Below are 23,447 nucleotides of genomic sequence, written 5' to 3'. Positions count from 1 at the left end.
TTTTTACGACTACCTACTTCCTAAGTAAAGTATAAAGAATCATGAAAAACATTAAACTGCATATAGTAAATAATAAAGGTTTTAAATTACAGGCATATCTAGAATTACCTGCAAATCAAAAACCCAATAACTATGCAATATTTGCGCACTGCTTTTCTTGCAATAGTACTTTAAGTGCTGTTAAAAATATAAGCAGGTCTTTAACTAATCATGGGTTTGGAGTAGTGCGTTTTGATTTTACGGGTTTAGGTAGGAGTGAAGGGGAATTTGCAGATAGCCATTTTTCAGGGAATGTAGATGACTTGCTTGCTGTTAATGCATTTATTACCAAAGAATATAAAGCTCCGAGCTTGTTGGTTGGGCATTCTTTGGGAGGAGCTGCAGCTATTGTAGCCGCATATAAGTTAGATAATATTAAAGCTGTTGCTACTATTGGAGCGCCGGCAACTGTAGATCATGTTACCCATTTGTTTTCACATGATGCCGCAGAAATTGCGGAGAAGGGAGAAGTTGAGGTACATATTGGAGGTAGGCCTTTTAAAATTAATCAGGATTTTGTTCGCGATTTTAAAAAGACCAACTTACCAGAAATAACTAAAAAATTAAGAAAACCAATTTTAGTTATGCATTCGCCTACAGATACTATTGTTGGTGTAGAAAATGCGCAACAAATATATCATAATGCGCATCACCCTAAAAGTTTTATTAGTTTAGATAGTGCAGATCATTTACTTACAAATACAGTAGATAGTATGTATGTCGGTAGTATAATTGGCTCTTGGGCGCAACGTTATTTTCCCCAAGAAGAAAATAGTATGATTTCTACAGAAGGGGAGCAATTGGTGGGGCATTTAAATTTGCTAGAAGATAATTTCACAACCTCTATTCAGACCAAAAAGCATTCTTTTATAGCTGATGAACCTGAGAGTATTGGTGGGGACGATTTTGGGCCATCTCCGTATGATTTTCTAAGCGCCGGTTTGGCTGCTTGTACAGTAATGACTCTAAAAATGTATGCCGAGCGTAAAAAATGGGATTTGCAAGAAGTGTTTGTATATATTACCTATTCTAAAAAGCATAGCGATGATTTAGGTTTATCAGTAGATAAACCCACCCGTTTTGATTATTTAGAAAAGAAACTAAAATTTGTAGGGAATCTAGATGAATCCCAAGTGCAGAGATTAAAAGAGATTGCTAGCAAATGTCCCGTTCATAAAACACTCCAAAGTGAGGTTATAATAGATACCAGTATGGTTTAAACTACAGAAAGATATACTCGGTAATTGAGATTTAAATGCCAAGTAGACTTTCTATTTGGAGGCCTACTCTCCCATGAACAACGCACGAAGCTCTGTAGCTTCATTAGGCTTCATTTTTCCGGCTAGCACAAGACTTAACTGTTTTCTTCGCAAAGCACCGTTAAAACGTTCCTTTTCTAACTCTGTTTCCGGTTTTAATTGTGGTACTTTCGTTGGTTTTCCATTTTCATCCACAGCTACAAAAGTATATATAGCTTCATTTGCTTTGGTGCGTTCTCCACTAAATCTATCTTCCATCCAAACATCTAAGTACACCTCCATGGAGCTATTGAAAGCTCTAGAAACAGCAGCTTCTACAGTTACTACACTACCAACAGGTACAGCTTGGTTAAATGCAACATGATTTACAGAAGCAGTTACTGTAATTCTTCTACTATGTCTTCTGGCGGCAATACTTGCAGCTCTATCCATTCGCGCTAAAAGTTCGCCGCCAAATAAGTTGTTTAACGGGTTGGTTTCGCTAGGTAAAACCATATCCGTCATTAATGTCCTAGAATTATTGGGTGTTTTAAATTCCATACCATATAATTTTTAACAAAGATACGCCCTTAAAATGAGCATAGCTGTAATTAATTATAACCAATACAATTATTAGTTATAGTATTTGTTTAGAAAAATAGAGTAAATAGTTGCTATTTAGCAGAAAGTAGCCATGCGTCCTTGGAGTGCGAGTTTTTTATAGAGCGTAATGTTTCTAAGGCAGTATCTACATCTGTAAAACGTTCATAAGTTACCATGTGTAAACCATGCGCATTTGTTCCAAAATAAGCCGCATTATACCCACGTCTTTTTAGTTGCCTTATCTTCTTTTTGGCATTGGTTTTGTAGCGAAATGCACCCGCTACAATATGATGTACTGTTTGAGAGGCATCTTCACCAGCATTGTCGTTAATTGCATTCTTAATGGTTGTGGTCGTTGCATCTAAAGTAATAGAAGGCAGCTCTAATGGAGTAGTATCAAAAAAAGTAGCTTCCTGTATGTGTTTAGAAACCTGGTTTTGGGCATCTTGTTGTACTAATTGCTCTGTAGTTACAGAATGTTTATACCCTCTATATGCCGTTAGTCCTGTAGAAAGGGCTAGTAAAAATATAGCAGCATATTTTAAATAAGGTCTAAAAGAGGATTCTTCCCTTTTTTCAGGAGTAATTATAAAAGGTATTCTTTCTTCTAATTCTTCTACTTCCTCTTTTAAAACTTCACGAGTAATGGAAGAAGAGGAAAATGAAGACAAACCAAAAGAACTGGTAAGGTAATTTATTTGCGATTGCGGTTGAAATAGAACTTTACCTTCCGAGCTTAATGTTAAAAGACCAATTTTTTCTAAATGAATTCTTCCAACATTTTGTAATTGAGATTTCCAATCCTGCGTTAATGTATCCATCTTTGATAATACATCTTCATAGGTAGTTTTTTCTACTTCTGCAATATAAGAAACCAATAAACCATCATTGGTTGTTAATTGTGCATTAAAAGAAACTTCTTTAGTTGGAGCATGAAATGTATTCGTATCTCCTACTAATTGTGCTCCTCTCTTATTAGTTAAGAAGGCTCCAAAATTAGGAACAACAACACAGTTATATCTGTATAGTAAATCGCTTATATAGTGTTCTAATACCATCAACACAAATATGAAAAAAAAATGGGGTCTAAGAAACACTTCGCATAACTTTTTATTAACATTATATTTTTAGTATTTTGTGAATAACTAAGCACAATTTATAAATGACTACTACTGAATTAATTGCAGTTTTACGATTGCAGAGAGTACCTAATATTGGCGATGTAACGGCTAAAAAATTAATTACACATTGTGGTAGTGCCTCTGCTATTTTTGAAGATAAATTGCAAAATCTTTTAAAAATCGATGGTGTAGGAATGCATACTTTAAAAGGTTTATTTGATGGAGAACATTTGGAGTCTGCAGAATCAGAATTTGCCTATATTCAAGGTAATAATCTGGAATATAGTTACTTCGCTAATGAGGATTATCCGAGATATCTAAAACACTGTATTGATAGTCCTATATTATTGTTTAAAAAAGGAAAAATAGACCTAGGAGACCGTAAAATAATTAGTGTAGTTGGCACAAGAAAGATAACAAGTTACGGAACCGCCTTTTGCGAAGAATTTATAGAGAGTATAGCTCCTTTAAATCCAGTAATTGTTAGTGGTTTTGCTTATGGAGTAGATATTTGTATTCAAAAAGCGGCTATAAAACATGGCTTACAAACTATTGGTTGTTTGGCGCATGGGCTAAATCAAATATACCCTAAAACCCACGCAAAATATGTTTCAGAAGTAGAAAAGAATGGCGGGTTTTTTACCGAGTTTTGGAGTACTAGTAATCCAGAAAGAGAGAATTTCTTAAAACGTAATAGAGTAATTGCGGGTATGGCAGAAGCTACGGTTGTCATTGAGTCAGCAGAAAAAGGAGGAAGTTTGGTAACGGCGGATATTGCGAATAGTTATAGTCGCGATGTTTTTGCGGTGCCCGGCAGAGCAAAAGACAAATATAGTTTAGGTTGCAATAACCTTATAAAACAGCAAAAAGCGCATATGCTTACTTCAGCGGCGGACTTAGTTTATATGTTAGATTGGGAAATGGAGGTGAAGAAAACTCCAACAATACAAAAACAACTTTTTGTAGAACTAGATACAGAAGAGAAAATAATTTATAGCTATCTTCAAAAAGAAGGAAAGCAACTTTTAGATGTTATAGCTTTGGAATGTAAACTACCAGTTTATAAAATTTCTTCTACCCTTTTAAATATGGAAATGAAAGGTGTAATACGACCTTTGCCCGGTAAGATTTTTGAAGCTTTATAAGAGAAATGGTATTTATAAAACAGACTGCCGGGTTTGTTTTTTGGCATTTTAAAGAGAAAGGGTAAATAGTAAAATGCCTTTATCGGATAAAGAAAACAAGATATCCTTACCCGAGTAATTTTGTCCTAATAATATAAGGTTGGCCACAAACTAAGCGGTTTGTTTCATCATTTTTTAAATAGATAAAGTCCAAAGCCTTTCTATTTTAGAATTTGATTATTTTCGTGCCAAATTATATAGTAAAATGAAGAATTTAATATTGGTGGCAATGGTTCTATTTATGAGCGTTGCTAGTTTTGGTCAAAAAAAGAAAGATCTAATAGCTGAGGTAGCTAAACTAAAAGCCGAGGCTACAGAAATGAAAGTGCAACTAAATCAGATTAAAAAATCTAGAGAAGTAAATTTAGAAGATACGCTTCATAAATTTAGTTACGCTTTTGGAGTAGAAATTGGATCTAACTTAAAGACGGTAGGAGTAGATTCCTTAGCTTATAATGTATTTGCAATAGCTTTGGAAGATACTTTTAAAGGAAAAGAAAAGATATCTTCAGAAGAAGCACGTGCAGAAGTACAAAAGAGCATTCAGGAAATTCAGGAGAAAAAAGCAAAAGAATTAAGTGAGGCCGGGGAACTTTTCTTAGCAGAGAATGGTAAGAAACCAGGAATTATAACCACAGAAAGTGGTTTGCAATATGAAGTTTTAACTGCTGGAAATGGGGAAAAACCAATAGCATCTGATAAAGTAAAAGTACATTATGAAGGGAAATTAATTGATGGGAAGGTTTTTGATAGTTCTATAAAAAGAGGAGAACCTATAATTTTTGCAGTATCACAGGTTATATCTGGTTGGACAGAAGCTTTACAATTAATGCCAGTTGGTTCTAAATGGAGAGTTTATATTCCTCAGAATTTGGCATACGGACAAAGAGGTGCTGGGGGGTCTATACCTCCATACGCAGCTCTTATTTTTGATGTAGAGTTATTGTCTATTGAAAAGTAAATAGATGTATGTAAGAGTAAGAAAAAATTTCTTAATACCCGAGTTTTGTTCTTACTCTTGCTAATACATCATCAGCTACTTTAGAGGCTTTTTCTGCTCCAAGAGCCAAAGCAGCATCAATCTCTTCTAGATTATTCATATAGTAGTTAAACTTTTCTCGAGCTTCCCCAAATTGATCTACTATAACTTCATATAAAGCTTGTTTTGCATGGCCGTAACCGTAATTTCCATTTAAGTAATTCGAACGCATTTCAGCAATCTGTTCTTCATTAGCCAAGATTTTATATAAAGCAAACACATTATCGGTCTCTGGATCTTTAGGGTCTTCCATGGGAGTACTATCGGTTTGTATCCCCATAATTTGCTTACGCAATTTCTTATCTGTTTGGAATAGATTAATTAAATTCCCTTTGCTCTTACTCATTTTGGCTCCATCTGTACCAGGGATGTACATGGTTTCTTCTTGTACTTTAGCGTCTGGTAAAACAAAGGTTTCTCCTAATTGCGCATGAAAACGAGAAGCAACGTCTCGGGTCATTTCTAAATGCTGTAATTGGTCCTTGCCAACTGGTACTATTTCGGCATCGTATAAAAGAATATCTGCGGCCATTAGCATTGGGTAGCTAAACAAACCTGCATTTACATCTTCTAAACGGTCTGCTTTATCTTTAAAAGAATGCGCAAGAGTTAGCCTTTGGTATGGAAAGAAACAATTTAAGTACCATGTAAGTTCTGTAACTTGTGGAACATCACTCTGTCTATAAAATACAGTCTTATTAACATCTAATCCAAAGGCAAGCCACGTCGCAGCAGTTGCATAGGTGTTGTTGCGTAAAGTTTCTCCGTCTTTTATTTGGGTAAGAGAATGCATATCTGCAATAAATAAGAAAGACTCACTTTTTGGGTCTTGCGCCATTTCAATTGCTGGCATAATTGCTCCTAAAATATTTCCTAAATGTGGTGTTCCCGTACTTTGTATTCCTGTTAAAATTCTAGACATGGCATTACCTGAAATGCAGGTATCTTTTTAAAGAGTTAAACAAAAAGCAAAGGTAATTTTTTTAATAGAATAGCTCGTTACAATTATGTATTTTTGATTTCAATGATTGTTTTTAAATATATATTCTGGCTTCTATATCGTATTTGGTTTTATGTTTTAGTGGCTATTCCTATATTTTTGTTTTTTCCTTTTTTGGTTTTATTTTCTATTAAAGAAAAATGGTACCCTCAGTTTTTTTGGTTGGCAAGAAATTTATGGGCAAAGCCTATTTTATATGGTATGGGTTGCCCACCTAAAGTACTCCGTGAGCAAAAATTAATAAAGGGAAAAAGCTATATGCTTGTTGCAAACCACACCAGCATGTTAGATATTATGCTAATGCTCTACGTAAGTAAAAATCCTTTTGTTTTTGTTGGAAAAAAGGAATTGGTTAAAATCCCTGTATTTGGGTTTTTCTATAAGCGGGTCTGTATTTTAGTAGATCGTGAGAGTACCAAAAGTAGAACAGGAGTTTATAGAAGGGCGCAACGAAGATTGCAACAAGGATTAAGTATTTGTATTTTTCCTGAGGGAGGTGTCCCCGAAGAACATATTGTTTTAGATAAATTTAAAGATGGAGCTTTTAAAATGGCTATTGCTCATAGTATTCCTGTTGTACCTATGACTTTCTTTGACAATAAAAAAAGATTCTCTTTTACTTTTTTTAGCGGCTTTCCGGGTACAACAAGAGCAAAATTACACTCTTTCTTCGAAACTGGTATATTGGCTGAAGAAGATAAAATTACGTTACGAGAAGAAGTTAGAGAGGTTATTTATAAGGAGTTAACTTCTAAAACTTAAAAGTTAACCCGCTATATACACCTATAGAATAAGGTTCAAAAGTTCCTTCTGTATTAGAGAATGTGTTTAATTGATATTTAAACATGGGTTCTACATTAATTTTTATTTTAGAAGTGAATTTGTAATTTAAGCCTAGGCCAATATTGGTGCTAAAGTTTATGCTGTTCATATTATTAGCTTCTCCTAGTGTTGTTGTAATGCTCCCTGATGAAAGAAGTACAGAATTGTCAAGTAAGAATAAGGAGCTTACACCACCAATTAAATCTACTCCAAATTTAGAATCTACCAATTGGTATTTAAGTTCTAAGGGAACTTCTAAATAATCGAATTGTTGAGACATAACACCATCTCTTGTTGGACTTTTGGAAGATAAAACGTCATTGGCTACAAATTTTTCTTTTGGAGAATCAGCAGTTAACGCTTCGGTACTTGCACTTAAAATTTCTAAATTAGAGGAAGAAGAGTCATAGTTTATAGTGCTTATTTGTTGATTTGTTCGGCCATTAAAATTAGACGAAAAACGAACATTATTGGTGTTATAGGCGTAATCTACTTTATGTATTCCTGAGCGGATACTTAATTTATTACTTACCTCATAGGCAATAGATAATCCATAACTAAGATTGGTTTCTCCAGATTTAGAATTGGATACAAACATTTCGCTAACAGGAGAGCCTTCTCCTAAAGCATTAAAATATACAGGGGCAATACTGGCACCGGCAGACCATTTGTTTGGTTTTGTATTTGCAATAGCTTCTTCTTTCTTTTCTGTTTTTTGAGCTTCTATTTCGTCGTAAATAGATTTTTTTTCTTTCTCTTTTGCAGTATTTTGCTTTTCGTTAATAACGGCAATAGTATTTACTGTTTTCTGGGATTTTTCCAGAACTTTTTCAACTTGGTTGGTGGTATGTAACTTTTCAGTAGAAATAGTTTCCTTTTTCTGATTTCCTTGGGCAATAGTATTTTCTATAGGGGTTAAGGAAAGGAGAGTATTTGTTTTTTCTTTGTTTTTACTAGTGTTGATTTGCTTATTTGCGTGTTCTTTTTCTTTAGAATCGTCATTAGTAGCAATTGCAGTAGTATGTTGTACTACATTTTGGGGAGTAGGAGTATTGCCGTTTTTGGAGGGTTTTAAAGTAAGATTTTGCTCGCTAGAAGAGCTGTTAGAGTTTATTTCAGCAATCTTTGTGGTTTCTGTTTCTTGCGAGTTTACCTTCTTTATTTCGTTTTCAATAGAAGTTCTTTTATCTTTTAAAATTTTCTCAGGATTTTCCGTATCTGTGATTACAGAAGGAGATATAGTTTCTGTGGTTGTAAACGGATTAATTAGGAATAATCCTAAAACCAATATTGCAGCAATGCTGCCTATTTGCCACCAAAGTGGTATAATTCTCCGTTTTTTATCCTTCTGGTTTAAGGATGCTTCTATGGTCTGCCAGACTTTTGAATCTGGGGACTCTTGGAAGCTGCTAAACTTTTCCTGGAAAAGTTTGTCTAAATTCTTCTTACTCATCTTTATACTATCTTATGCCTTTATAATTTACTGGTTTAGGTAAATTAGGTGGCGTATTATGTGTTTTCCAATCCAAATATTAATATGCCTACTATGGATTGAACGGTTTTGGTTTCTATTTTTTCTTTTAATATGGACCTAGCTCTTGCAAGGTTAGATTTTGAAGTACCCACAGTAGTACCCAAAAGTTCGCTTATTTCTTTATGTGAATGCCCATCTAATACATACAAATTAAAAGTGGTTCTGTATTTTGTTGGTAGTTCCTGAATGTAGCCTAGTAAAGTTTGTAAGCTTATATCAGCATCCTCTTGTTCCACTTCTACTATGTCTTCTGTGTTTTCTGTAACTGCGTTTAGGTATTCTTTTTTTCGATACTTCTGTAATACGGTGTTTACAGTTATTCTTTTTAACCAACCCTCGAAAGAACCTTTAGATTTGTATTGCCCTATTTTTTCATAAATGGTCATGAAGCTATCGTGTAGATTATCTTCGGCCTCTGTTTTATTGCTAGAGTATTTTAGGCAAATACCAAAAAGTACAGGAGAAAATGTTCTGTACAATTCCGCCTGAGCCTTTCTTTCGTTCTTTTTACATTTTTGTATGAGTTCTTCTAGACTCAAATTAAGTATGGTTTTTTATTGTTACGGAATAACAGGAACATTAATTTCTAAATATTCATCCTCGCCAGAAGCTGTTTCGCCTAGCCAGAACTTAAAGGTATAAGTTTCATTGTAAAGTACAACAAAATTAAATGTGGCTTTTTGTTCAACGGCTTGTTCTGTACAATCATCGGTATCTATGCGTTCAGAGCCAACTACAACTACATTACGTACGGTTTGGTCTTCTTTGGTGACATCAAAACCCTCGTATAAGGTACAACCATTTGGTTTAATAAATGAAACTTGTATTTGGTAGGTTTCATCTAAATTAAAAGATTCTGGTAATTCTGCACTAACTATTTGTAGGGGAACAAACTGAAAGTTTGGACTGTCATCTTCTGCGCTACAGTTGCTCAGGAGGAACCCAAGAAAAACTGTAGAAATGACGGAAACAAGCCTTTTCATAAGCAAACATTTTATTCTAAGATGTTTGCTTATGTCAAAGGTTGCGTTTTAAGGTATTATTTAAAGGAAGTACGGAAGGTTTAAGCTTCTTTTACAGCATTAATTGCTTCACGAATTTTTGTTTCTAGTTCTTCAAATAATTCCGGATTGTCTAAAATCAATGCTTTTACGGCATCTCTTCCTTGCCCTAATTTAGTGTCGCCATAGCTAAACCAAGAACCACTTTTTTTAATTATCTCGTATTCAACTCCAAGGTCAATAATTTCACCTACCTTAGAAATTCCTTCGCCATACATAATATCGAACTCTGTAGTTCTAAAAGGAGGGGCTACTTTATTTTTAACCACTTTTATTCTGGTTTTGTTTCCTTGAACAGCACCATCTGTATTTTTAATTTGTGTAGATCTTCTAATGTCAATACGTACAGAAGCGTAAAATTTTAAGGCATTACCACCAGTGGTAGTTTCTGGGTTACCAAACATAACTCCAATTTTTTCTCTTAATTGGTTAATGAAGATTACAGTACAATTGGTTTTACTAATAGACCCCGTTAACTTACGCAATGCTTGCGACATAAGTCTTGCATGAAGTCCCATTTTAGAATCTCCCATTTCGCCTTCAATCTCACTTTTAGGAGTTAAGGCAGCAACAGAATCGACTACAACAATATCTATAGCACCAGAACGAATTAAGTTGTCTGCAATTTCTAACGCTTGCTCTCCATTATCTGGTTGTGAAATAATTAGGTTATCTATATCTATACCTAATTTTTCAGCGTAAAAACGGTCAAAAGCATGTTCTGCATCAATAAAAGCAGCGATACCTCCATTTTTTTGAGCTTCTGCAATAGCATGCAGAGTTAAAGTAGTTTTACCTGAAGATTCTGGCCCGTATATTTCTATCACACGACCTTTTGGATAACCTCCAACGCCTAAAGCAATGTCAAGACCTAGAGAACCAGATGGAATCACCTCTACATCTTGTATAACACTATCTCCTAGTTTCATTACAGCTCCCTTGCCGTAGGTCTTATCTAATTTATCTAGGGTTAGTTTAAGGGCTTTTAATTTCGCATCTTTTTCAGAACTCATTTTCTATTTTTTTAGGCTAGCTAAATTACCAATTCTTTTATCAAAATAGCAATACCAATTTTAATTTTATTAACAGATTAAAAGAAAAATGAGATAGATTATTAAAAATTACGCAACCTTTTTAAAAAAGATGCATCTTGTAAAAAAGTATATATACTAACTCAATATATAATCTACTGTTTTTAGTGGCAGTAGGCAATGATGACCATCTCCTTTTAGCAAAACTCAAAGAATGCTATGAAAAAGATTAATCGGACTGGTCGATAAAGAGTCTTGAATTTTCAAGACTCTTTTTTGTTTTCAATACAGTAATGTTTAATTTTACCATCAAAATATTCTTTTAACTTAAAATTAGTATAGCATGCAACTGTACAATACATTAAGTGCAAAGGAAAGAGCTGCTCTTATTGAAGAGGCGGGTAAGGAGAGACTTACCATTTCTTTCTACAAATATGCACAAATAGAAAATACTTCTGTTTTTAGAAATCACTTATTTATTTCTTGGAATAATTTGGATGTTCTTGGACGAATTTATGTGGCCCATGAAGGTATAAATGCCCAATTATCTGTTCCGGCAGAAAATTTTGATGCATTTAAACATCATTTAGATAGCATCTCTTTCTTAGAAAATGTTCGCCTAAATATTGCTATTGAGCAAGACAACAAATCCTTTTTGAAACTAAAAGTTAAAGTACGTCATAAGATTGTTGCAGATGGTCTCAATGATACTACTTTCGATGTTACTAATAAGGGAATACATGTTGGCGCTGAAAAGTTTAATGAACTTATAGAGGACCCAGACACTGTTTTGGTAGATATGCGTAATCATTATGAAAGTGAAATAGGGCATTTTAAAAATGCAATTACGCCAGATGTAGATACGTTTAGAGACTCTTTAGACATTATTGAGCAAGATTTAAAAGACTCTAAAGAAGATAAAAAACTTGTAATGTATTGCACAGGAGGAATCCGATGTGAAAAGGCAAGTGCATATTACAAGCATAAAGGATTTAAAAACGTATACCAATTAGAGGGAGGAATAATTGAATATACTAGACAAGTAAAGAATAAGAGCTTAGAGAATAAATTTATTGGAAAAAACTTTGTTTTTGACCATCGCAGAGGGGAACGTATTTCCGATGATGTAATTGCCAATTGTCATCAATGTGGCAATCCTTGTGATGAACACGTTAATTGCGCAAATGAAGCATGTCATTTATTATTTATTCAATGTGAAGATTGCGCGAAAAAAATGAACAATTGTTGCTCCGATGATTGTAAAACAGTTCACGAACTGCCATTTGAAGAACAAAAACAATTACGAAAAGGGAAAACCGTAAGTAATAAAATTTTTAAAAAAGGAAGATCCCCAGTTCTAAAGTTTAAAAAATAAATAATTGTGGAAGTTCAACAAAAATTAAAGTTACAGAGATTAGGAGGGGTATTGGCTCTTTTCGGATTAGGGTCAATTATACTTTCTTTCTTTGATTATAATTTTATTTTATTGGTTTGGATGGATTTTTTTGGACCCACTCTTGCTTGGATATTTAGAATAAGTTTAGTGATTATTGGAGCGGTATTATATTTTAAGTATGATTTAGATGATGCAGAAGTTTTTCCCGAAGATTATGATGATGAAATGGAATAAGGCATATTAATTATCCTAAAGACCATTCTCTTTTTATCACATTAAAAAATAGTATCTTTACATTTAAGATTAATATGAACCTTTTTTGAAAGGCGATTTTCTTGCTTTTCAAATCTAGATATAAATTATGGGTTGCAGTAGTTGTTCAACCGGAAAGGACGGACAACCAGGGGGGTGTAAGAACAATGGTACTTGCGGAACGGATGGTTGTAATAAATTAACGGTTTTTGATTGGCTTTCTAACATGTCGCTTCCTAATGGGGAAAAACCTTTTGACTTTGTTGAAGTACGATTTAAAAATAGTAGAAAAGAATTTTTTAAAAATACAGAAAGTTTAACGCTTTCTATAGGAGATATTGTTGCTACTCAGGCACAATCTGGTCATGATATTGGTATGGTTACGCTCACAGGAGAATTGGTGAGAGTACAAATGAAAAAGAAAAAAGCCAATGTTTCTGCTGAAGATTCATCTAAAATTTACCGAAAAGCTTCGCAGAAAGACATAGACATTTGGCAAAAATGTAGAGACCGCGAGGAAGAAATTAAAAAGCGTGCTCGTGAAATAGCCATCGTTTTAAAACTGCAAATGAAAATTTCGGATGTAGAATTCCAGGGAGATGGCTCTAAGGCTACATTTTATTACACAGCAGAAGAAAGGGTAGATTTTAGGCAGCTTATTAAAGATATGGCAAAGGCCTTTGGTATTCGAATAGAAATGCGTCAAATTGGTTATCGCCAAGAAGCACAACGTTTAGGAGGTGTTGGTTCCTGTGGTAGAGAGCTTTGTTGCTCTACCTGGCTAACAGATTTTAGATCCGTTAGCACCTCTGCTGCACGTTATCAGCAATTATCTTTAAATCCTCAAAAACTTGCTGGTCAGTGTGGTAAGTTAAAATGTTGCCTTAACTATGAGTTAGATACTTATTTAGATGCTCTAAAAGGCTTTCCTGGACAGGATACAAAACTATATACAGAGAAGGGGCTTGCTTATTGTCAAAAAACAGATATTTTTAAAGGGCTTTTGTGGTTTACTTATAAGGATGAGCCTTCTAATTGGCATGTTCTTTCTAAAGAGCAGGTAACAGAGATTCTTACAAAGAATAGAAAGAAAGAAAAAGTTACAAGTTTAGAAGAATATGCTATAGATAATACTATAGAAGAAAAAGTTGTTTTTGAAAATGTTGTGGGGCAGGATAGTCTTACTCGTTTTGATCAGCCAAAACGAAGAAGTAAAAACAGAAACAACAATAAAAATAGGAATAAGAAAAGAAGGAACAACAAAAATAGAAAACCCAAAAATGCTTAGGTCTTTTTTAATTTTAGTTGCAGTATTTCTTACTGCAGTTTCTTGTGATAATGCCATTGTAAAATCTGAATTTCAAACTCTAGATGATGCCAGTTGGAACAAGAATAATGTTATTACATTTAATTTTTCGGAGATAGACACGGTACAAAAGCACCATATGTTTATTAATATAAGGAATGACCAAAACTACCCGTATAGTAATTTGTTTTTAATTACAGAGCTTGGGTATCCTAATGGAGATGTTGTTAAAGATACTTTGGAGTTTAATATGGCTTTGCCAGATGGGACATGGTTAGGCAAGGGACAAGGAAGTATTAAAGAAAGTAAATTGTGGTATAGAGAGAACATCGTTTTTCCTAGTTCTGGCGTATATACTTTAGAAATAACACATGCTATGCGTAAGAACGGAAGTATTCCAGGAGTTATTGACTTAGAAGGGGTAACTGATGTTGGTTTAGAAATAGTAAAAAGCAAAGAGTAAACATATGGCAAAGAAAGCTGTAAAGAAAAAAGAAACAAGGAGTTTTTTTAAGTTTATAAAGTGGTTTTGGATACTGTTTGTTGCAGGAATATCGATGGTTGCTTTAGTTTTTATTTTAGCATCCAGAGGTTGGTTAGGTGAAATGCCTACATTTGAAAGTTTAGAAAATCCGCAAACAAATTTAGCTTCGGAAGTAATTTCTGGCGATGGGGTATTACTTTCAAAATATTATTTAGACGATAATAGAACCCCCATAAAATATGAAGATTTAAGTCAAAATTTAATAGATGCTTTAGTGGCCACAGAAGATGTGCGTTACTATGAGCATTCGGGAATAGATGCAAGGAGTTTTTTCAGAGCCTTATTTGCTAAATTAACTTTTAGAAATGCAGGTGGGGGGAGTACCATTTCTCAGCAGTTGGCTAGACAGTTGTTCGTAGGTGTTAGGGTTAAAGATTGGAGAAAATATACTCAAAAACTAAGAGAGTGGGTAATTGCAACAAGACTAGAACGCAATTATACCAAAGAAGAAATCATGACTATGTATTTTAATATTTATGATTTTGGTAATAATGCAGATGGTATTCGTTCGGCGTCGAAAATTTATTTTGGTAAAGAGCCTAAAGATTTAAAGCTAGAAGAGGCTGCAATGTTAGTTGGGATGTTTAAAAATTCTTCCTTATATAACCCAAGACCGCACAGAAACCCTATAGGAACTAAAAATAGGAGAAATGTAGTATTGGCGCAATTAGCAAGATATGATTATATAACAGAGCAAGAAAAAGATTCTTTACAGGCTTTAGAGATGAAACTCAATTATAATCCACAATCTCACAGAGACGGTCTTGCAACCTATTTTAGGATGTATTTACAAGGCTATATGAATGACTGGATTAAGAAAAATCCAAAACCGGCATTAGAAGGAGAAAGGGATAAATGGAATCTTTTTCTTGATGGTCTTAAAATATATACTACTATAGATTCTCGTATGCAAGCAAATGCAGAAGACGCAGTTTCGCAACATATGACAAAATTACAAGCCGAATTTTTTCATCAAAATACACCAAAAAGGAATAAAACAGCACCGTTTTTAGATGTAGATAAAGATCAGATTAACCGTATTATGGAAAGAGCCATGAAAAACTCGGACCGTTGGAGACAAATGAAGAAAGAAGGAAAATCAGAAAAAGTTATTCGAGCTTCTTTTACCAAGAAAAAAGATATGACGGTTTTCGATTGGAAGAGTGAAAACAAGGAGAAAGATACCGTTATGACTCCTCTGGATTCTATTCGTTATTACAAAACTTTTTTACGCACCGCTATGATGTCTATGGAACCACAAACAGGGCATGTAAAAGCATGGGTTGGGGGTATAAATTATAAACATTTTCAATATGATAATGTAATACAGGGTTCCATGCAAGCAGGTTCTACTTTTAAACCTTTTGTTTATGCAGCCGCAATAGACCAATTACGCTATTCTCCTTGTGACGAATTGCCAGATACGCAATATTGTATAGAAGCAGATAAGCATGGAAATCCAGAGCCTTGGTGTCCAAAAAATTCTGATGGAAAATATTCAGGGAATAATTATACTTTAAAAAAGGCATTAGCAAATTCAATTAATACGGTTACTGCCCAGTTAATAGATAAAGTAGGACCTAAATCTGTAGCAATTATTGCTAAAAATTTAGGTATAACTGCCGAAATTCCAGAAGTTCCGTCTATTGCATTAGGTACCCCTGATGTCAATGTGTATGAAATGGTAGGGGCTTATGGTGCTTTTGTAAATCAAGGTGTTTACGTAAAGCCCGTAATGGTTACCCGTATTGAGGATAAAAATGGAACGGTTCTATATGAATATGTGCCAGAGACTAAAGATGTACTTAGCAAAGATGTAGCATATGCTATGTTAGATTTAATGCAGGGGGTTACTCAAGGTGGTTCAGGAACCCGCTTACGTACAACAGGCGTAAATAAGTGGAAAAAAGAATACGATGAAGTTATTACTGGGTACCCATATGGCTTTAAAAATCCTATTGCTGGAAAAACGGGTACCACACAAAATCAAAGTGATGGTTGGTTTATGGGCTTAGTTCCTAATTTGGTTACTGGAGTTTGGGTCGGTGGAGAAGATAAACCTATTCATTTTAAAAGTATAACATACGGACAAGGAGCGGCTATGGCACTACCAATATGGGGGGTTTATATGAAAAAAAATTATGAAAATAAGGAATTAGGTATTTCAGATAAGAGTTTTCTTAAGCCAAAAGACTTATCTATTAATGTAGACTGTTCTAAAGTATTAGAAGATGAAGCTTCAGACGAAGAAGATGCGGATGACTTAGAAGAGATAGATTTCTAGAGTTTTTAATTCTAAAATAGTAAAAGCACCTTTCTATTAAATTTAATAGAAAGGTGCTTTTTTCATATTAAACTTGTATTTTTAGTGAGAATTATTTAAAATGGGACTAATATTTAATCTAAATATGAAGAATCAATAATGATAAATAAAAAAGTAGACACTGTTCAAGAGGCTCTTCAGGGGGTTCAAAGCGGAATGACTTTTATGCTAGGGGGCTTTGGACTTTGTGGAATTCCAGAAAATGCAATTGCCGAATTGGTTGCGTTAGGAATTAAAGATATTACCTGCATATCTAACAATGCAGGGGTAGATGATTTTGGTTTGGGGTTGCTATTGCAAAAACATCAAATTAAAAAAATGATATCTTCTTATGTAGGGGAGAATGATGAGTTCGAAAGACAAATGTTAAGTGGGGAGCTAGAGGTAGAACTTACACCGCAAGGAACATTAGCAGAAAAATGTAGAGCAGCACAATCTGGTTTTCCTGCATTTTACACTCCAGCTGGTTATGGTACAGAAGTAGCCGAAGGAAAAGAAACAAGACAGTTTAATGGAAAAATGTACGTGCTAGAAGAAGCTTATAAAGCCGATTTTTCTTTTGTAAAAGCGTGGAAAGGAGATGAAGCTGGCAATCTTATTTTTAAAGGAACTGCTCGTAACTTTAATCCAGCAATGTGTGGCGCAGCAAAAATAACAGTTGCAGAGGTAGAGGAACTAGTACCTGCGGGTACATTAGATCCAAATGAAATTCATGTCCCTGGGATTTTCGTTAAAAGAATTTTTCAAGGAAGTAATTATGAAAAAAGAATAGAACAAAGAACGGTTAGAAAAAAGTAATTAAACGATTTGAGGATTATTTAATTTGAAAATGAGAAACGATAAAGAAAATTTAATAGTAAAGTTAACTTTTGAATTAGCTCTTGAAGTGGTTTCATTTTCAGAACAGATTAGAGCTAATAACAGGTTTGAAATGGCTTCACAGATTTTTAGAAGTGGAACATCAATAGGAGCTAATATTAGAGAAGCTCAGAATGCAGAGAGTAAAAGAGATTTTATTCACAAATTTAAAATCTCTGCAAAAGAGGCAGATGAACTTATGTTTTGGCTAGAAATTTGTGAGTCTTCTGATTTTTACCCAAACCCAGGAGAGAATTTAATGAAGAATTTAAATTCTTCAATTTTAATTATATCCAAAATTATTTCGACAAGTAAAAAATCCTAATTAACACATTTCCAAATTTAAAAAGATGTTAGATAAAAACGGAATAGCAAAAAGAATAGCAAAAGAAGTACAAGATGGCTATTACGTAAATTTAGGGATAGGCATACCTACCTTGGTGGCTAATTTTGTACAAGAAGATATAGATGTAGAATTCCAGAGTGAGAATGGTGTTTTAGGAATGGGACCTTTCCCTTACGAAGGAGAAGAAGATGCGGATATTATTAATGCAGGTAAACAAACCATTACAACCCTTCCAGGAGCTTCATTTTTTGATTCTGTAACGAGTTTTGGGATGATTCGGGGTCAACATGTAGACCTTACCATTTTAGGAGCTATGGAAGTCTCTGAAAGAGGAGATATTGCCAATTGGAAAATTCCAGGAAAAATGGTTAAAGGAATGGGAGGAGCAATGGACTTAGTAGCATCTGCAGAAAATATTATAGTTGCCATGATGCATACTAATAGAGCAGGAGCATCTAAATTATTAAAAAAATGTAGTTTGCCATTAACTGGTGTTGCTTGTGTAAAGAAAATTGTTACTAATCTTGCAGTATTAGAAGTAACCAACCAAGGGTTTAAGTTATTAGAGCGTGCTCCAGGAGTTAGCGTAGAAGAAATAAAAAAAGCGACGGAAGGGAATTTAATTATTGATGGAGAAATACCTGAGATGCAAATTTAGAATAAATTATAGGGGTCATATATCGAGTAAAAAAACATTTAATCTTTTACACCACAAAAATAGTGACTTACGCAACAATAATTTAAATAACAATGCCGTTATGAAGTACATTTATAGTGCGAAATTAGAGTAAAACCCAAATCAATTTAATATAATGGACGCCCAAATTAACAACATGCCAGCACCAAAAGAAATTCAAGTTTATAGAAATGATTTTTTTAGCGGTGTTGTTCACTTAATGCGAAAACTATTTATGTTGTAAGACAACTAAAAAGAGTTTTAAAAAAAGCAGCAGTCTTGTTAAAGGTTGCTGCTTTTTTAATCCAATAGATTCTAGTGGATTTTTAATTTTTTTAATATTTGAGATTTGTAACTACGACCAATCGGAATTTTTTGATCTCTCATATAAACTATATTCCCAGATATTTTATTTATCTCTTCATGATTAATAATATGAGATTTATGTATTTGCGTAAAATTGTATTCAGGAAGTTTTTCTATCCAATTTTTTAAGGAATCTAAATAAGTAAATTTCCTTGTTTTGGTGTAAACCGTCACATAATTTTTATCCGAAGAAATACATAGAATGTCTAGTATTGCAATCTTATGAAGGGTCTTATCAACATTTAGAAAAATACAGTTTTCTTTTTTACCTTCTTTCAAATCAGTAAAATTAAGACCTCTTTTGTATTTATTTACCGCTTTTAAAAAGCGCTCAAAAGAAAAGGGTTTTACTAAATAGTCGCAAATATTTTCTAACTCAAAACTTTCAACGGCATGTTCGGGATAAGCCGTTGTCATTATAATCGCAGGAGAATTAGGAATGGTTTTTATAAATTGAAGGCCAGAAATATCGGGTAAATTAATATCTAAAAAGATACAATCAATGTCTGTATTGGTAATAGTGTTATTTGCGTCTAAAGCGGATTGAAATACCCCAATTAAATTAACCTCTGGAATTTTAGAAATATAATTAAGTAGTACTTTTTGGGCTGGAATTTCATCTTCTATTAATATGCAATTCATGTTAATTCCAGTTTTAGTTGTACGCTATAATTTTCAGTCACCTCAATTACTAATACATGCTTATCCTTGTAAAGTAACTTTAGACGTTTCTTTAAGTTTGCTAAACCAATAGGAACGCCTAAATTTTCGGAGCTATGAATAGCAATTTTGTTAGTAACACCTAAACGTAATACGCTATTCTCTACATTGATTTCTATGTTAATTGTTGATTTAGATGCGCTATGTTTAAAACTATTCTCTATTAGTGTAATTAAAAGTAATGGCGCAATTTTGTAATTCAGAGTATCTATATTCTTCTTAAAAATTACAGTTTTTATGTTTTGGGTTCTTATTTTTTGAAACGCAATGTAATTGGTAACATAATCTAGCTCTTTTTCCAAAGAAACAAAGGTTGTATTGCTTTCGTATAGAACATGTTTTAAATTGTCGGATAACATTAAAACCATTTCGGGCACTTTTTTAGGTTCTTCTAAAGCGTAAGAATATATAGTGTTTAGGTTATTAAAAAGTACGTGGGGGTTTATTTGAGATTTTAAAAATTGTAACTCAATTTCATTATTTTTTTCTTTGATCTCTCGTACTTCTTCTTCTTTTTTTAGATAGGAAAAAAGCATCCATATAAAAGAAAAAAAGACAATAGGCACTAGGGTTTGCCATAGGTAATCCGATAGGCACTTCATGATAGAACAACCACACTGGGCAAAAAAATTACAGTAAGCTTGCGTGCCTAAAAAAGCAATAACAGATATAAGAATTACATATAAAAAATAGTACTTTTTTTTAATAAAGTAGGGGAGCAAAATACCATTGTTAAAATATACAATGCAGGCTAGAATGAAAAAATATTGCAAAAAAGGATTTTCCGTCCAATAGTAATTAGAGAAAACAAAAAGAGAAATAAATATAAATAGTACCCAAAAGAGTAGGTGAATTAAGATTTTGGTAATATGATTACTAAAGAAATGCATAAGCTCTGAAATAGGAAAGTACTAAGAATCCTATAAAATGTAAAGTAAATAAAGGTTTAAATATATCAACCGTTGTTTTGGCAATACCAAACGCATTATATTTAGGAAGATGTTGTACGTATTGCTGTGGTGGTTTTTGGAATATTCTTTTTTTCTAAGATTACAGATTAAAATAGGTTTGGAATACATATTAATTCTAAAGTTATGATAGTAGTAGGTAGGTTTTTGTTTTTGCAAATTGTTCTTTGTTTGGGAATTATTACCTGTAAAGGACAAGAGATTAACTCCCTTATAATAGAGGAAAATGGAAAAGAAATTTTATTGGGTAAAATTGATAAAAAGGGATTGCAAAGCCATTCTTTTGCAACTTGGTTTGTTCCAAATTTTAATAGATATCAAGTAGATTATACAACCATAAAAAGGATTAAGAGGAAACTTAAAAAGTATAATGTACAAGTGTTTTTAGGAACTTGGTGTGGCGATAGTAAGCGAGAAGTTCCAAGATTTTTTAAAATACTGAATGCTATAGATTTTCCAGAGAATAAATTAGAAATTGTTGCTCTTAATAATACTCGGGAGCAATATAAAAAAAGCCCTACCGGAGAGGAAAAAGGATTAAACATTACTAAGGTTCCCACCTTTATTTTTTATAAAGATGGTAAAGAAGTAAATAGAATAGTAGAAAGTCCCGTAAAAAGCTTGGAGAAGGATATTCTTAGTATAATTACAGGGAGTTACACGGCAAATTATGCTCTAAAAAGTAATTAAAGTTCTTTTAATATCTCAACTGCTTGTTGCAATGTGTCTTGCGTTTTGGCAAAACAAAAACGTAAGACCTTATCATCCCTATTATTTTCATTAAAAACAGAGATAGGAATACTAGCTATTTTGTGCTTTTTAATAAGGCGCTCTGCAAAAGAAGTATCTTTTTCTTGCGTAATGTTAGAATAATCTAAAAGCTGAAAATAAGTGCCTTTACAGGGTAGAATTTTAAATTTAGAGTCTTGCAATTCTTGAACAAAAAAGTCTCTTTTCTTTTGATAAAAGGAGCTAAGACTACTATAGCTCTTGGGGTTTTTTAAATATTTAGCTAAGGCTATTTGTGATGGATGATGCGTAGAGAATACATTAAACTGGTGTGTTTTTCTAAATTCATTCATTAAATATGAAGGGGCAACGCAGTATCCTATTTTCCAGCCTGTAATATGAAAAGTTTTACCAAAAGAAGAACATATAATACTACGATTTGCTAAGTCTTTATATTTTGCTACGCTTTCATGAGATTGCCCATCAAATACAAGATGTTCGTATACTTCATCACTAAGTACTATTATATTGGTGTTTTTTAGAATTTCTTCTAATTGTTGCATATCATTTTTACTCCAAATAGTTCCCGTAGGGTTATGAGGCGTATTTATAATAACCATCTTTGTTTTAGAGGAAATTTTATTCTTAAATATGTTCCAATCTATAGAATAGTCTTTGGGAGACATGGTAATCGCAACAGGAATACCCCCATTTACTATAATAGAAGGCTCATAGCTATCATAAGCAGGTTTTATTACAATTACTTCATCTCCTACAGAAATAAAAGCTGTAATAGCAGTAAAAATAGCTTGGGTAGCACCTGCGGTAATTGTTATCTCTGTTTCAGGATTATACTTTTGGTTGTATAGAGTTTGTATTTTTTGTGAAATGGTCTCTCTTAAACTTATATCGCCAGCCATAGGAGCATATTGATTATGCCCATTGTGCATTGCTTTTGTAACTAAATCTAGTAAGTGAGGGTCCACTTTAAAGTTTGGAAATCCTTGTGACAAATTTACTGCTTTATGCTTATTTGCTAAGATGCCAATAGTAGTAAATATAGTCGTTTTTACATCTGGAAGCTTAGAAGCTATATGGTTTTTGGGTATCAACATTTATAAATATACTTTAAATCCATATGAAAGTTAAGTTTTTTGAGGTTTGGATTTTAACTCTTCTATGAAAAGTATGTTTATAAATAATAAATTAAAAGCATAGACAATATCTTCAACCGGTATGGTGGCAATGCGTATTCCTAAATTTTCATTATTATCATACCAAACAATAGCTTCATCAATAAAGCTACCTGTTAAGATTCCATTGACTAAGAAAAATGGAATTAGAATAATAAGAAAAGAAAGATAAAACTTTTGTAATTTTTTTATTTTAATTAAACCAATGCAAAATACTACAATTGCTAGGCTAAAGTTTACCAATGTATATGCTTTATCTGTATGGAATGTTATGCTAACAGTTAAAGTGGTAATTATTATTAAGGTAATTGTAAGCGTTAATTTTTTAGATAATTCAGCTTTGGGGTAATAGTAATCTAATGCATAATGAATAAAAACGGAAGCATAGGGAATGCAAATAAAAAATAGCCATTCCTCTATCGGAAGATCTAATAATTTATATGGTAGGTGGTATTGATCGTTAAAGCCCCATATACCATATAAAGTGAATAAAGAATCCCAGAGTATAAAAGCAAGTCCCGTAATGCATATAGAGATAAAAACGGACTTCCAATATTGTATAAAGTACATTTTTTTATGAAAAGAATACAATAAAGGAATACTTATTGACGCTATATTTAAGAGTAAATATAAATACATTATACCATTTGGTTTTTAAAATATTTATAGGGGACATATAGCATTCCATAGCATTCTCCGTCTTCTTTGCCTAAATGTTTATGGTGTATTTTATGAGCCTTTCTAAGGCCAATTAAATATTTGTTTTTTGTTTTTGTGAACCATCTAAAACGTTGGTGTATTAATACATCATGTATTAAAAAATAAGCAATACCGTAGCATAAAATTCCAAGTCCAATAAAGAATAGGTAGTTAAGTTCTGGTGTTAATCCATACCAGAATAATAAGACACTTGGGGTGGCAAAGATTACAAAGAACCAGTCATTTTTTTCAAGAACACCTTTGTATTTTGGTTGGTGATGGTCTTCGTGCAAATACCAGAGAAAACCATGCATTACATATTTGTGTGTTAGCCATGTTACTATTTCCATTGTAGAAAATGTTGTTATGACTATTAAAATGTAGGTTATAAAAAACATA

At 33.1% G+C, this 23,447-nt stretch carries 25 protein-coding genes; 13 read left to right on the top strand and 12 right to left on the bottom strand.

The window, feature by feature from the left end; translation table 11 throughout:
• Nucleotides 1–41 precede the first annotated feature (41 nt).
• Nucleotides 42–1,259 (top strand): bifunctional alpha/beta hydrolase/OsmC family protein, encoded by a 1,218-nt coding sequence (locus Q0856_RS12430; protein ID WP_298505441.1) that lies wholly within the window; start codon nucleotides 42–44, stop codon nucleotides 1,257–1,259.
• A gap of 63 nt (nucleotides 1,260–1,322) precedes the next feature.
• Here the strand turns inward: Q0856_RS12430 and Q0856_RS12425 are convergent, their stop codons facing one another.
• The gene (locus Q0856_RS12425) at nucleotides 1,323–1,838 is read right to left on the bottom strand and encodes an acyl-CoA thioesterase (RefSeq protein WP_298474938.1); all 516 of its coding nucleotides are present in this window, start codon (nucleotides 1,836–1,838) and stop codon (nucleotides 1,323–1,325) included.
• A 113-nt stretch (nucleotides 1,839–1,951) separates the two neighbouring features.
• Nucleotides 1,952–2,938 carry an SPOR domain-containing protein gene (locus Q0856_RS12420; RefSeq protein WP_298505438.1) on the bottom strand — a complete coding sequence of 329 codons (987 nt, stop codon included), beginning with the start codon at nucleotides 2,936–2,938 and terminating at the stop codon, nucleotides 1,952–1,954.
• A 104-nt stretch (nucleotides 2,939–3,042) separates the two neighbouring features.
• Here Q0856_RS12420 and dprA point away from each other — a divergent pair, with 104 nt between their 5' ends.
• Together dprA and Q0856_RS12410 are read left to right on the top strand one after the other, a co-directional pair.
• Complete coding sequence (dprA, locus tag Q0856_RS12415) at nucleotides 3,043–4,146, top strand: DNA-processing protein DprA (protein ID WP_298505436.1); 1,104 nt, start codon at nucleotides 3,043–3,045, stop codon at nucleotides 4,144–4,146.
• A gap of 244 nt (nucleotides 4,147–4,390) precedes the next feature.
• Complete coding sequence (locus tag Q0856_RS12410) at nucleotides 4,391–5,146, top strand: FKBP-type peptidyl-prolyl cis-trans isomerase (protein ID WP_298505435.1); 756 nt, start codon at nucleotides 4,391–4,393, stop codon at nucleotides 5,144–5,146.
• 31 nt (nucleotides 5,147–5,177) lie between these two features.
• Here Q0856_RS12410 and trpS read toward each other — a convergent pair whose 3' ends face one another.
• On the bottom strand, nucleotides 5,178–6,146 hold the full coding sequence (trpS, locus tag Q0856_RS12405; RefSeq protein ID WP_298505434.1) for a tryptophan--tRNA ligase: 969 nt from the start codon (nucleotides 6,144–6,146) through the stop codon (nucleotides 5,178–5,180).
• A 102-nt stretch (nucleotides 6,147–6,248) separates the two neighbouring features.
• On the opposite strand from trpS, the gene Q0856_RS12400 reads away from it, so the two are divergent.
• On the top strand, nucleotides 6,249–6,986 hold the full coding sequence (locus Q0856_RS12400) for a lysophospholipid acyltransferase family protein (protein ID WP_298505432.1): 738 nt from the start codon (nucleotides 6,249–6,251) through the stop codon (nucleotides 6,984–6,986).
• Here the strand turns inward: Q0856_RS12400 and Q0856_RS12395 are convergent.
• From Q0856_RS12395 to recA, 4 genes are all read right to left on the bottom strand, one after another.
• A complete protein-coding gene (locus Q0856_RS12395; protein ID WP_298505430.1) occupies nucleotides 6,976–8,499 on the bottom strand; it encodes a hypothetical protein in 1,524 nt (507 codons plus the stop codon). The genes Q0856_RS12400 and Q0856_RS12395 overlap by 11 nt on opposite strands.
• Nucleotides 8,500–8,555: 56 nt before the next feature.
• Nucleotides 8,556–9,119 (bottom strand): sigma-70 family RNA polymerase sigma factor, encoded by a 564-nt coding sequence (locus Q0856_RS12390; protein WP_298474927.1) that lies wholly within the window; start codon nucleotides 9,117–9,119, stop codon nucleotides 8,556–8,558.
• A gap of 21 nt (nucleotides 9,120–9,140) precedes the next feature.
• Nucleotides 9,141–9,563: a hypothetical protein gene (locus Q0856_RS12385; RefSeq protein WP_298505428.1), complete on the bottom strand. Its 423-nt coding sequence runs from the start codon at nucleotides 9,561–9,563 to the stop codon at nucleotides 9,141–9,143.
• Nucleotides 9,564–9,643: 80 nt separating this feature from the next.
• On the bottom strand, nucleotides 9,644–10,654 hold the full coding sequence (gene recA, locus Q0856_RS12380) for a recombinase RecA (RefSeq protein ID WP_298474923.1): 1,011 nt from the start codon (nucleotides 10,652–10,654) through the stop codon (nucleotides 9,644–9,646).
• A gap of 361 nt (nucleotides 10,655–11,015) precedes the next feature.
• Between recA and Q0856_RS12375 the strand changes: the two genes are divergently transcribed.
• The 8 genes from Q0856_RS12375 to Q0856_RS12340 all read left to right on the top strand — a co-directional run bounded on the left by Q0856_RS12375 (nucleotide 11,016) and on the right by Q0856_RS12340 (nucleotide 18,355).
• Nucleotides 11,016–12,047 carry a rhodanese-related sulfurtransferase gene (locus tag Q0856_RS12375; protein WP_298474921.1) on the top strand — a complete coding sequence of 344 codons (1,032 nt, stop codon included), beginning with the start codon at nucleotides 11,016–11,018 and terminating at the stop codon, nucleotides 12,045–12,047.
• A 6-nt stretch (nucleotides 12,048–12,053) separates the two neighbouring features.
• Nucleotides 12,054–12,302: a hypothetical protein gene (locus tag Q0856_RS12370; RefSeq protein WP_298505426.1), complete on the top strand. Its 249-nt coding sequence runs from the start codon at nucleotides 12,054–12,056 to the stop codon at nucleotides 12,300–12,302.
• 127 nt (nucleotides 12,303–12,429) lie between these two features.
• On the top strand, nucleotides 12,430–13,608 hold the full coding sequence (gene ricT / locus Q0856_RS12365) for a regulatory iron-sulfur-containing complex subunit RicT (protein WP_298474919.1): 1,179 nt from the start codon (nucleotides 12,430–12,432) through the stop codon (nucleotides 13,606–13,608).
• A complete protein-coding gene (locus tag Q0856_RS12360; protein ID WP_298474917.1) occupies nucleotides 13,601–14,089 on the top strand; it encodes a gliding motility lipoprotein GldH in 489 nt (162 codons plus the stop codon). The genes ricT and Q0856_RS12360 overlap by 8 nt, the downstream gene beginning before the upstream one ends.
• Before the next feature lie 4 nt (nucleotides 14,090–14,093).
• On the top strand, nucleotides 14,094–16,454 hold the full coding sequence (locus Q0856_RS12355) for a transglycosylase domain-containing protein (protein WP_298505423.1): 2,361 nt from the start codon (nucleotides 14,094–14,096) through the stop codon (nucleotides 16,452–16,454).
• A gap of 138 nt (nucleotides 16,455–16,592) precedes the next feature.
• On the top strand, nucleotides 16,593–17,291 hold the full coding sequence (locus tag Q0856_RS12350) for a CoA transferase subunit A (RefSeq protein WP_298474913.1): 699 nt from the start codon (nucleotides 16,593–16,595) through the stop codon (nucleotides 17,289–17,291).
• 31 nt (nucleotides 17,292–17,322) lie between these two features.
• A complete protein-coding gene (locus Q0856_RS12345; protein ID WP_298474911.1) occupies nucleotides 17,323–17,676 on the top strand; it encodes a four helix bundle protein in 354 nt (117 codons plus the stop codon).
• A 25-nt stretch (nucleotides 17,677–17,701) separates the two neighbouring features.
• Complete coding sequence (locus Q0856_RS12340; RefSeq protein ID WP_298474909.1) at nucleotides 17,702–18,355, top strand: CoA transferase subunit B; 654 nt, start codon at nucleotides 17,702–17,704, stop codon at nucleotides 18,353–18,355.
• A 333-nt stretch (nucleotides 18,356–18,688) separates the two neighbouring features.
• On the opposite strand, the gene Q0856_RS12335 is transcribed toward Q0856_RS12340, so the two are convergent.
• Both Q0856_RS12335 and Q0856_RS12330 read right to left on the bottom strand, forming a co-directional pair.
• The gene (locus tag Q0856_RS12335) at nucleotides 18,689–19,381 is read right to left on the bottom strand and encodes a LytTR family DNA-binding domain-containing protein (RefSeq protein WP_298474907.1); all 693 of its coding nucleotides are present in this window, start codon (nucleotides 19,379–19,381) and stop codon (nucleotides 18,689–18,691) included.
• Entirely contained in the window at nucleotides 19,378–20,061 is a 684-nt protein-coding gene (locus Q0856_RS12330) for a sensor histidine kinase (protein ID WP_298505420.1), read from the bottom strand. Before Q0856_RS12330 ends, Q0856_RS12335 begins: the two co-directional genes overlap by 4 nt.
• Before the next feature lie 492 nt (nucleotides 20,062–20,553).
• Here Q0856_RS12330 and Q0856_RS12325 point away from each other — a divergent pair, with 492 nt between their 5' ends.
• Nucleotides 20,554–21,117 (top strand): thioredoxin family protein, encoded by a 564-nt coding sequence (locus Q0856_RS12325; protein ID WP_298505418.1) that lies wholly within the window; start codon nucleotides 20,554–20,556, stop codon nucleotides 21,115–21,117.
• Here the strand turns inward: Q0856_RS12325 and Q0856_RS12320 are convergent.
• Genes Q0856_RS12320 through Q0856_RS12310 form a run of 3 tightly spaced genes read right to left on the bottom strand, consistent with a single transcriptional unit; the run spans nucleotide 21,114 to nucleotide 23,446 of the window.
• Nucleotides 21,114–22,271, bottom strand: a complete 1,158-nt coding sequence (locus Q0856_RS12320; protein WP_298505414.1) for a methionine aminotransferase — start codon at nucleotides 22,269–22,271, stop codon at nucleotides 21,114–21,116. The two genes, Q0856_RS12325 and Q0856_RS12320, sit on opposite strands and share 4 nt — an antisense overlap.
• Before the next feature lie 30 nt (nucleotides 22,272–22,301).
• A complete protein-coding gene (locus Q0856_RS12315) occupies nucleotides 22,302–22,988 on the bottom strand; it encodes a lycopene cyclase domain-containing protein (RefSeq protein WP_298474898.1) in 687 nt (228 codons plus the stop codon).
• A complete protein-coding gene (locus Q0856_RS12310) occupies nucleotides 22,988–23,446 on the bottom strand; it encodes a sterol desaturase family protein (protein WP_298474896.1) in 459 nt (152 codons plus the stop codon). Before Q0856_RS12310 ends, Q0856_RS12315 begins: the two co-directional genes overlap by 1 nt.
• Nucleotide 23,447 lies beyond the last annotated feature (1 nt).

It is taken from the genome of uncultured Maribacter sp., from assembly GCF_947496775.1.
GTDB lineage: Bacteria > Bacteroidota > Bacteroidia > Flavobacteriales > Flavobacteriaceae > Maribacter_B.
Note: the sequence above shows the minus strand (reverse complement) of the source record. Positions and strands in the feature narration are given on the sequence as shown.

What these genes read in the sequence shown, in the direction of transcription:
- dprA (WP_298505436.1), top strand. Translation starts at nt 3,043, where the DNA reads ATGACTACTACTGAATTAATTGCAGTTTTACGATTGCAGAGAGTACCT.
- Q0856_RS12340 (WP_298474909.1), top strand. Translation starts at nt 17,702, where the DNA reads ATGTTAGATAAAAACGGAATAGCAAAAAGAATAGCAAAAGAAGTACAA.
- trpS (WP_298505434.1), bottom strand. Translation starts at nt 6,146, where the DNA reads ATGTCTAGAATTTTAACAGGAATACAAAGTACGGGAACACCACATTTA.
- Q0856_RS12325 (WP_298505418.1), top strand. Translation starts at nt 20,554, where the DNA reads ATGATAGTAGTAGGTAGGTTTTTGTTTTTGCAAATTGTTCTTTGTTTG.
- ricT (WP_298474919.1), top strand. Translation starts at nt 12,430, where the DNA reads ATGGGTTGCAGTAGTTGTTCAACCGGAAAGGACGGACAACCAGGGGGG.
- Q0856_RS12395 (WP_298505430.1), bottom strand. Translation starts at nt 8,499, where the DNA reads ATGAGTAAGAAGAATTTAGACAAACTTTTCCAGGAAAAGTTTAGCAGC.
- Q0856_RS12420 (WP_298505438.1), bottom strand. Translation starts at nt 2,938, where the DNA reads ATGGTATTAGAACACTATATAAGCGATTTACTATACAGATATAACTGT.
- recA (WP_298474923.1), bottom strand. Translation starts at nt 10,654, where the DNA reads ATGAGTTCTGAAAAAGATGCGAAATTAAAAGCCCTTAAACTAACCCTA.
- Q0856_RS12375 (WP_298474921.1), top strand. Translation starts at nt 11,016, where the DNA reads ATGCAACTGTACAATACATTAAGTGCAAAGGAAAGAGCTGCTCTTATT.
- Q0856_RS12350 (WP_298474913.1), top strand. Translation starts at nt 16,593, where the DNA reads ATGATAAATAAAAAAGTAGACACTGTTCAAGAGGCTCTTCAGGGGGTT.
- Q0856_RS12425 (WP_298474938.1), bottom strand. Translation starts at nt 1,838, where the DNA reads ATGGAATTTAAAACACCCAATAATTCTAGGACATTAATGACGGATATG.
- Q0856_RS12400 (WP_298505432.1), top strand. Translation starts at nt 6,249, where the DNA reads ATGATTGTTTTTAAATATATATTCTGGCTTCTATATCGTATTTGGTTT.
- Q0856_RS12410 (WP_298505435.1), top strand. Translation starts at nt 4,391, where the DNA reads ATGAAGAATTTAATATTGGTGGCAATGGTTCTATTTATGAGCGTTGCT.
- Q0856_RS12385 (WP_298505428.1), bottom strand. Translation starts at nt 9,563, where the DNA reads ATGAAAAGGCTTGTTTCCGTCATTTCTACAGTTTTTCTTGGGTTCCTC.
- Q0856_RS12330 (WP_298505420.1), bottom strand. Translation starts at nt 20,061, where the DNA reads ATGAAGTGCCTATCGGATTACCTATGGCAAACCCTAGTGCCTATTGTC.
- Q0856_RS12335 (WP_298474907.1), bottom strand. Translation starts at nt 19,381, where the DNA reads ATGAATTGCATATTAATAGAAGATGAAATTCCAGCCCAAAAAGTACTA.
- Q0856_RS12430 (WP_298505441.1), top strand. Translation starts at nt 42, where the DNA reads ATGAAAAACATTAAACTGCATATAGTAAATAATAAAGGTTTTAAATTA.
- Q0856_RS12310 (WP_298474896.1), bottom strand. Translation starts at nt 23,446, where the DNA reads ATGTTTTTTATAACCTACATTTTAATAGTCATAACAACATTTTCTACA.
- Q0856_RS12315 (WP_298474898.1), bottom strand. Translation starts at nt 22,988, where the DNA reads ATGTATTTATATTTACTCTTAAATATAGCGTCAATAAGTATTCCTTTA.
- Q0856_RS12345 (WP_298474911.1), top strand. Translation starts at nt 17,323, where the DNA reads ATGAGAAACGATAAAGAAAATTTAATAGTAAAGTTAACTTTTGAATTA.
- Q0856_RS12355 (WP_298505423.1), top strand. Translation starts at nt 14,094, where the DNA reads ATGGCAAAGAAAGCTGTAAAGAAAAAAGAAACAAGGAGTTTTTTTAAG.
- Q0856_RS12360 (WP_298474917.1), top strand. Translation starts at nt 13,601, where the DNA reads ATGCTTAGGTCTTTTTTAATTTTAGTTGCAGTATTTCTTACTGCAGTT.
- Q0856_RS12320 (WP_298505414.1), bottom strand. Translation starts at nt 22,271, where the DNA reads ATGTTGATACCCAAAAACCATATAGCTTCTAAGCTTCCAGATGTAAAA.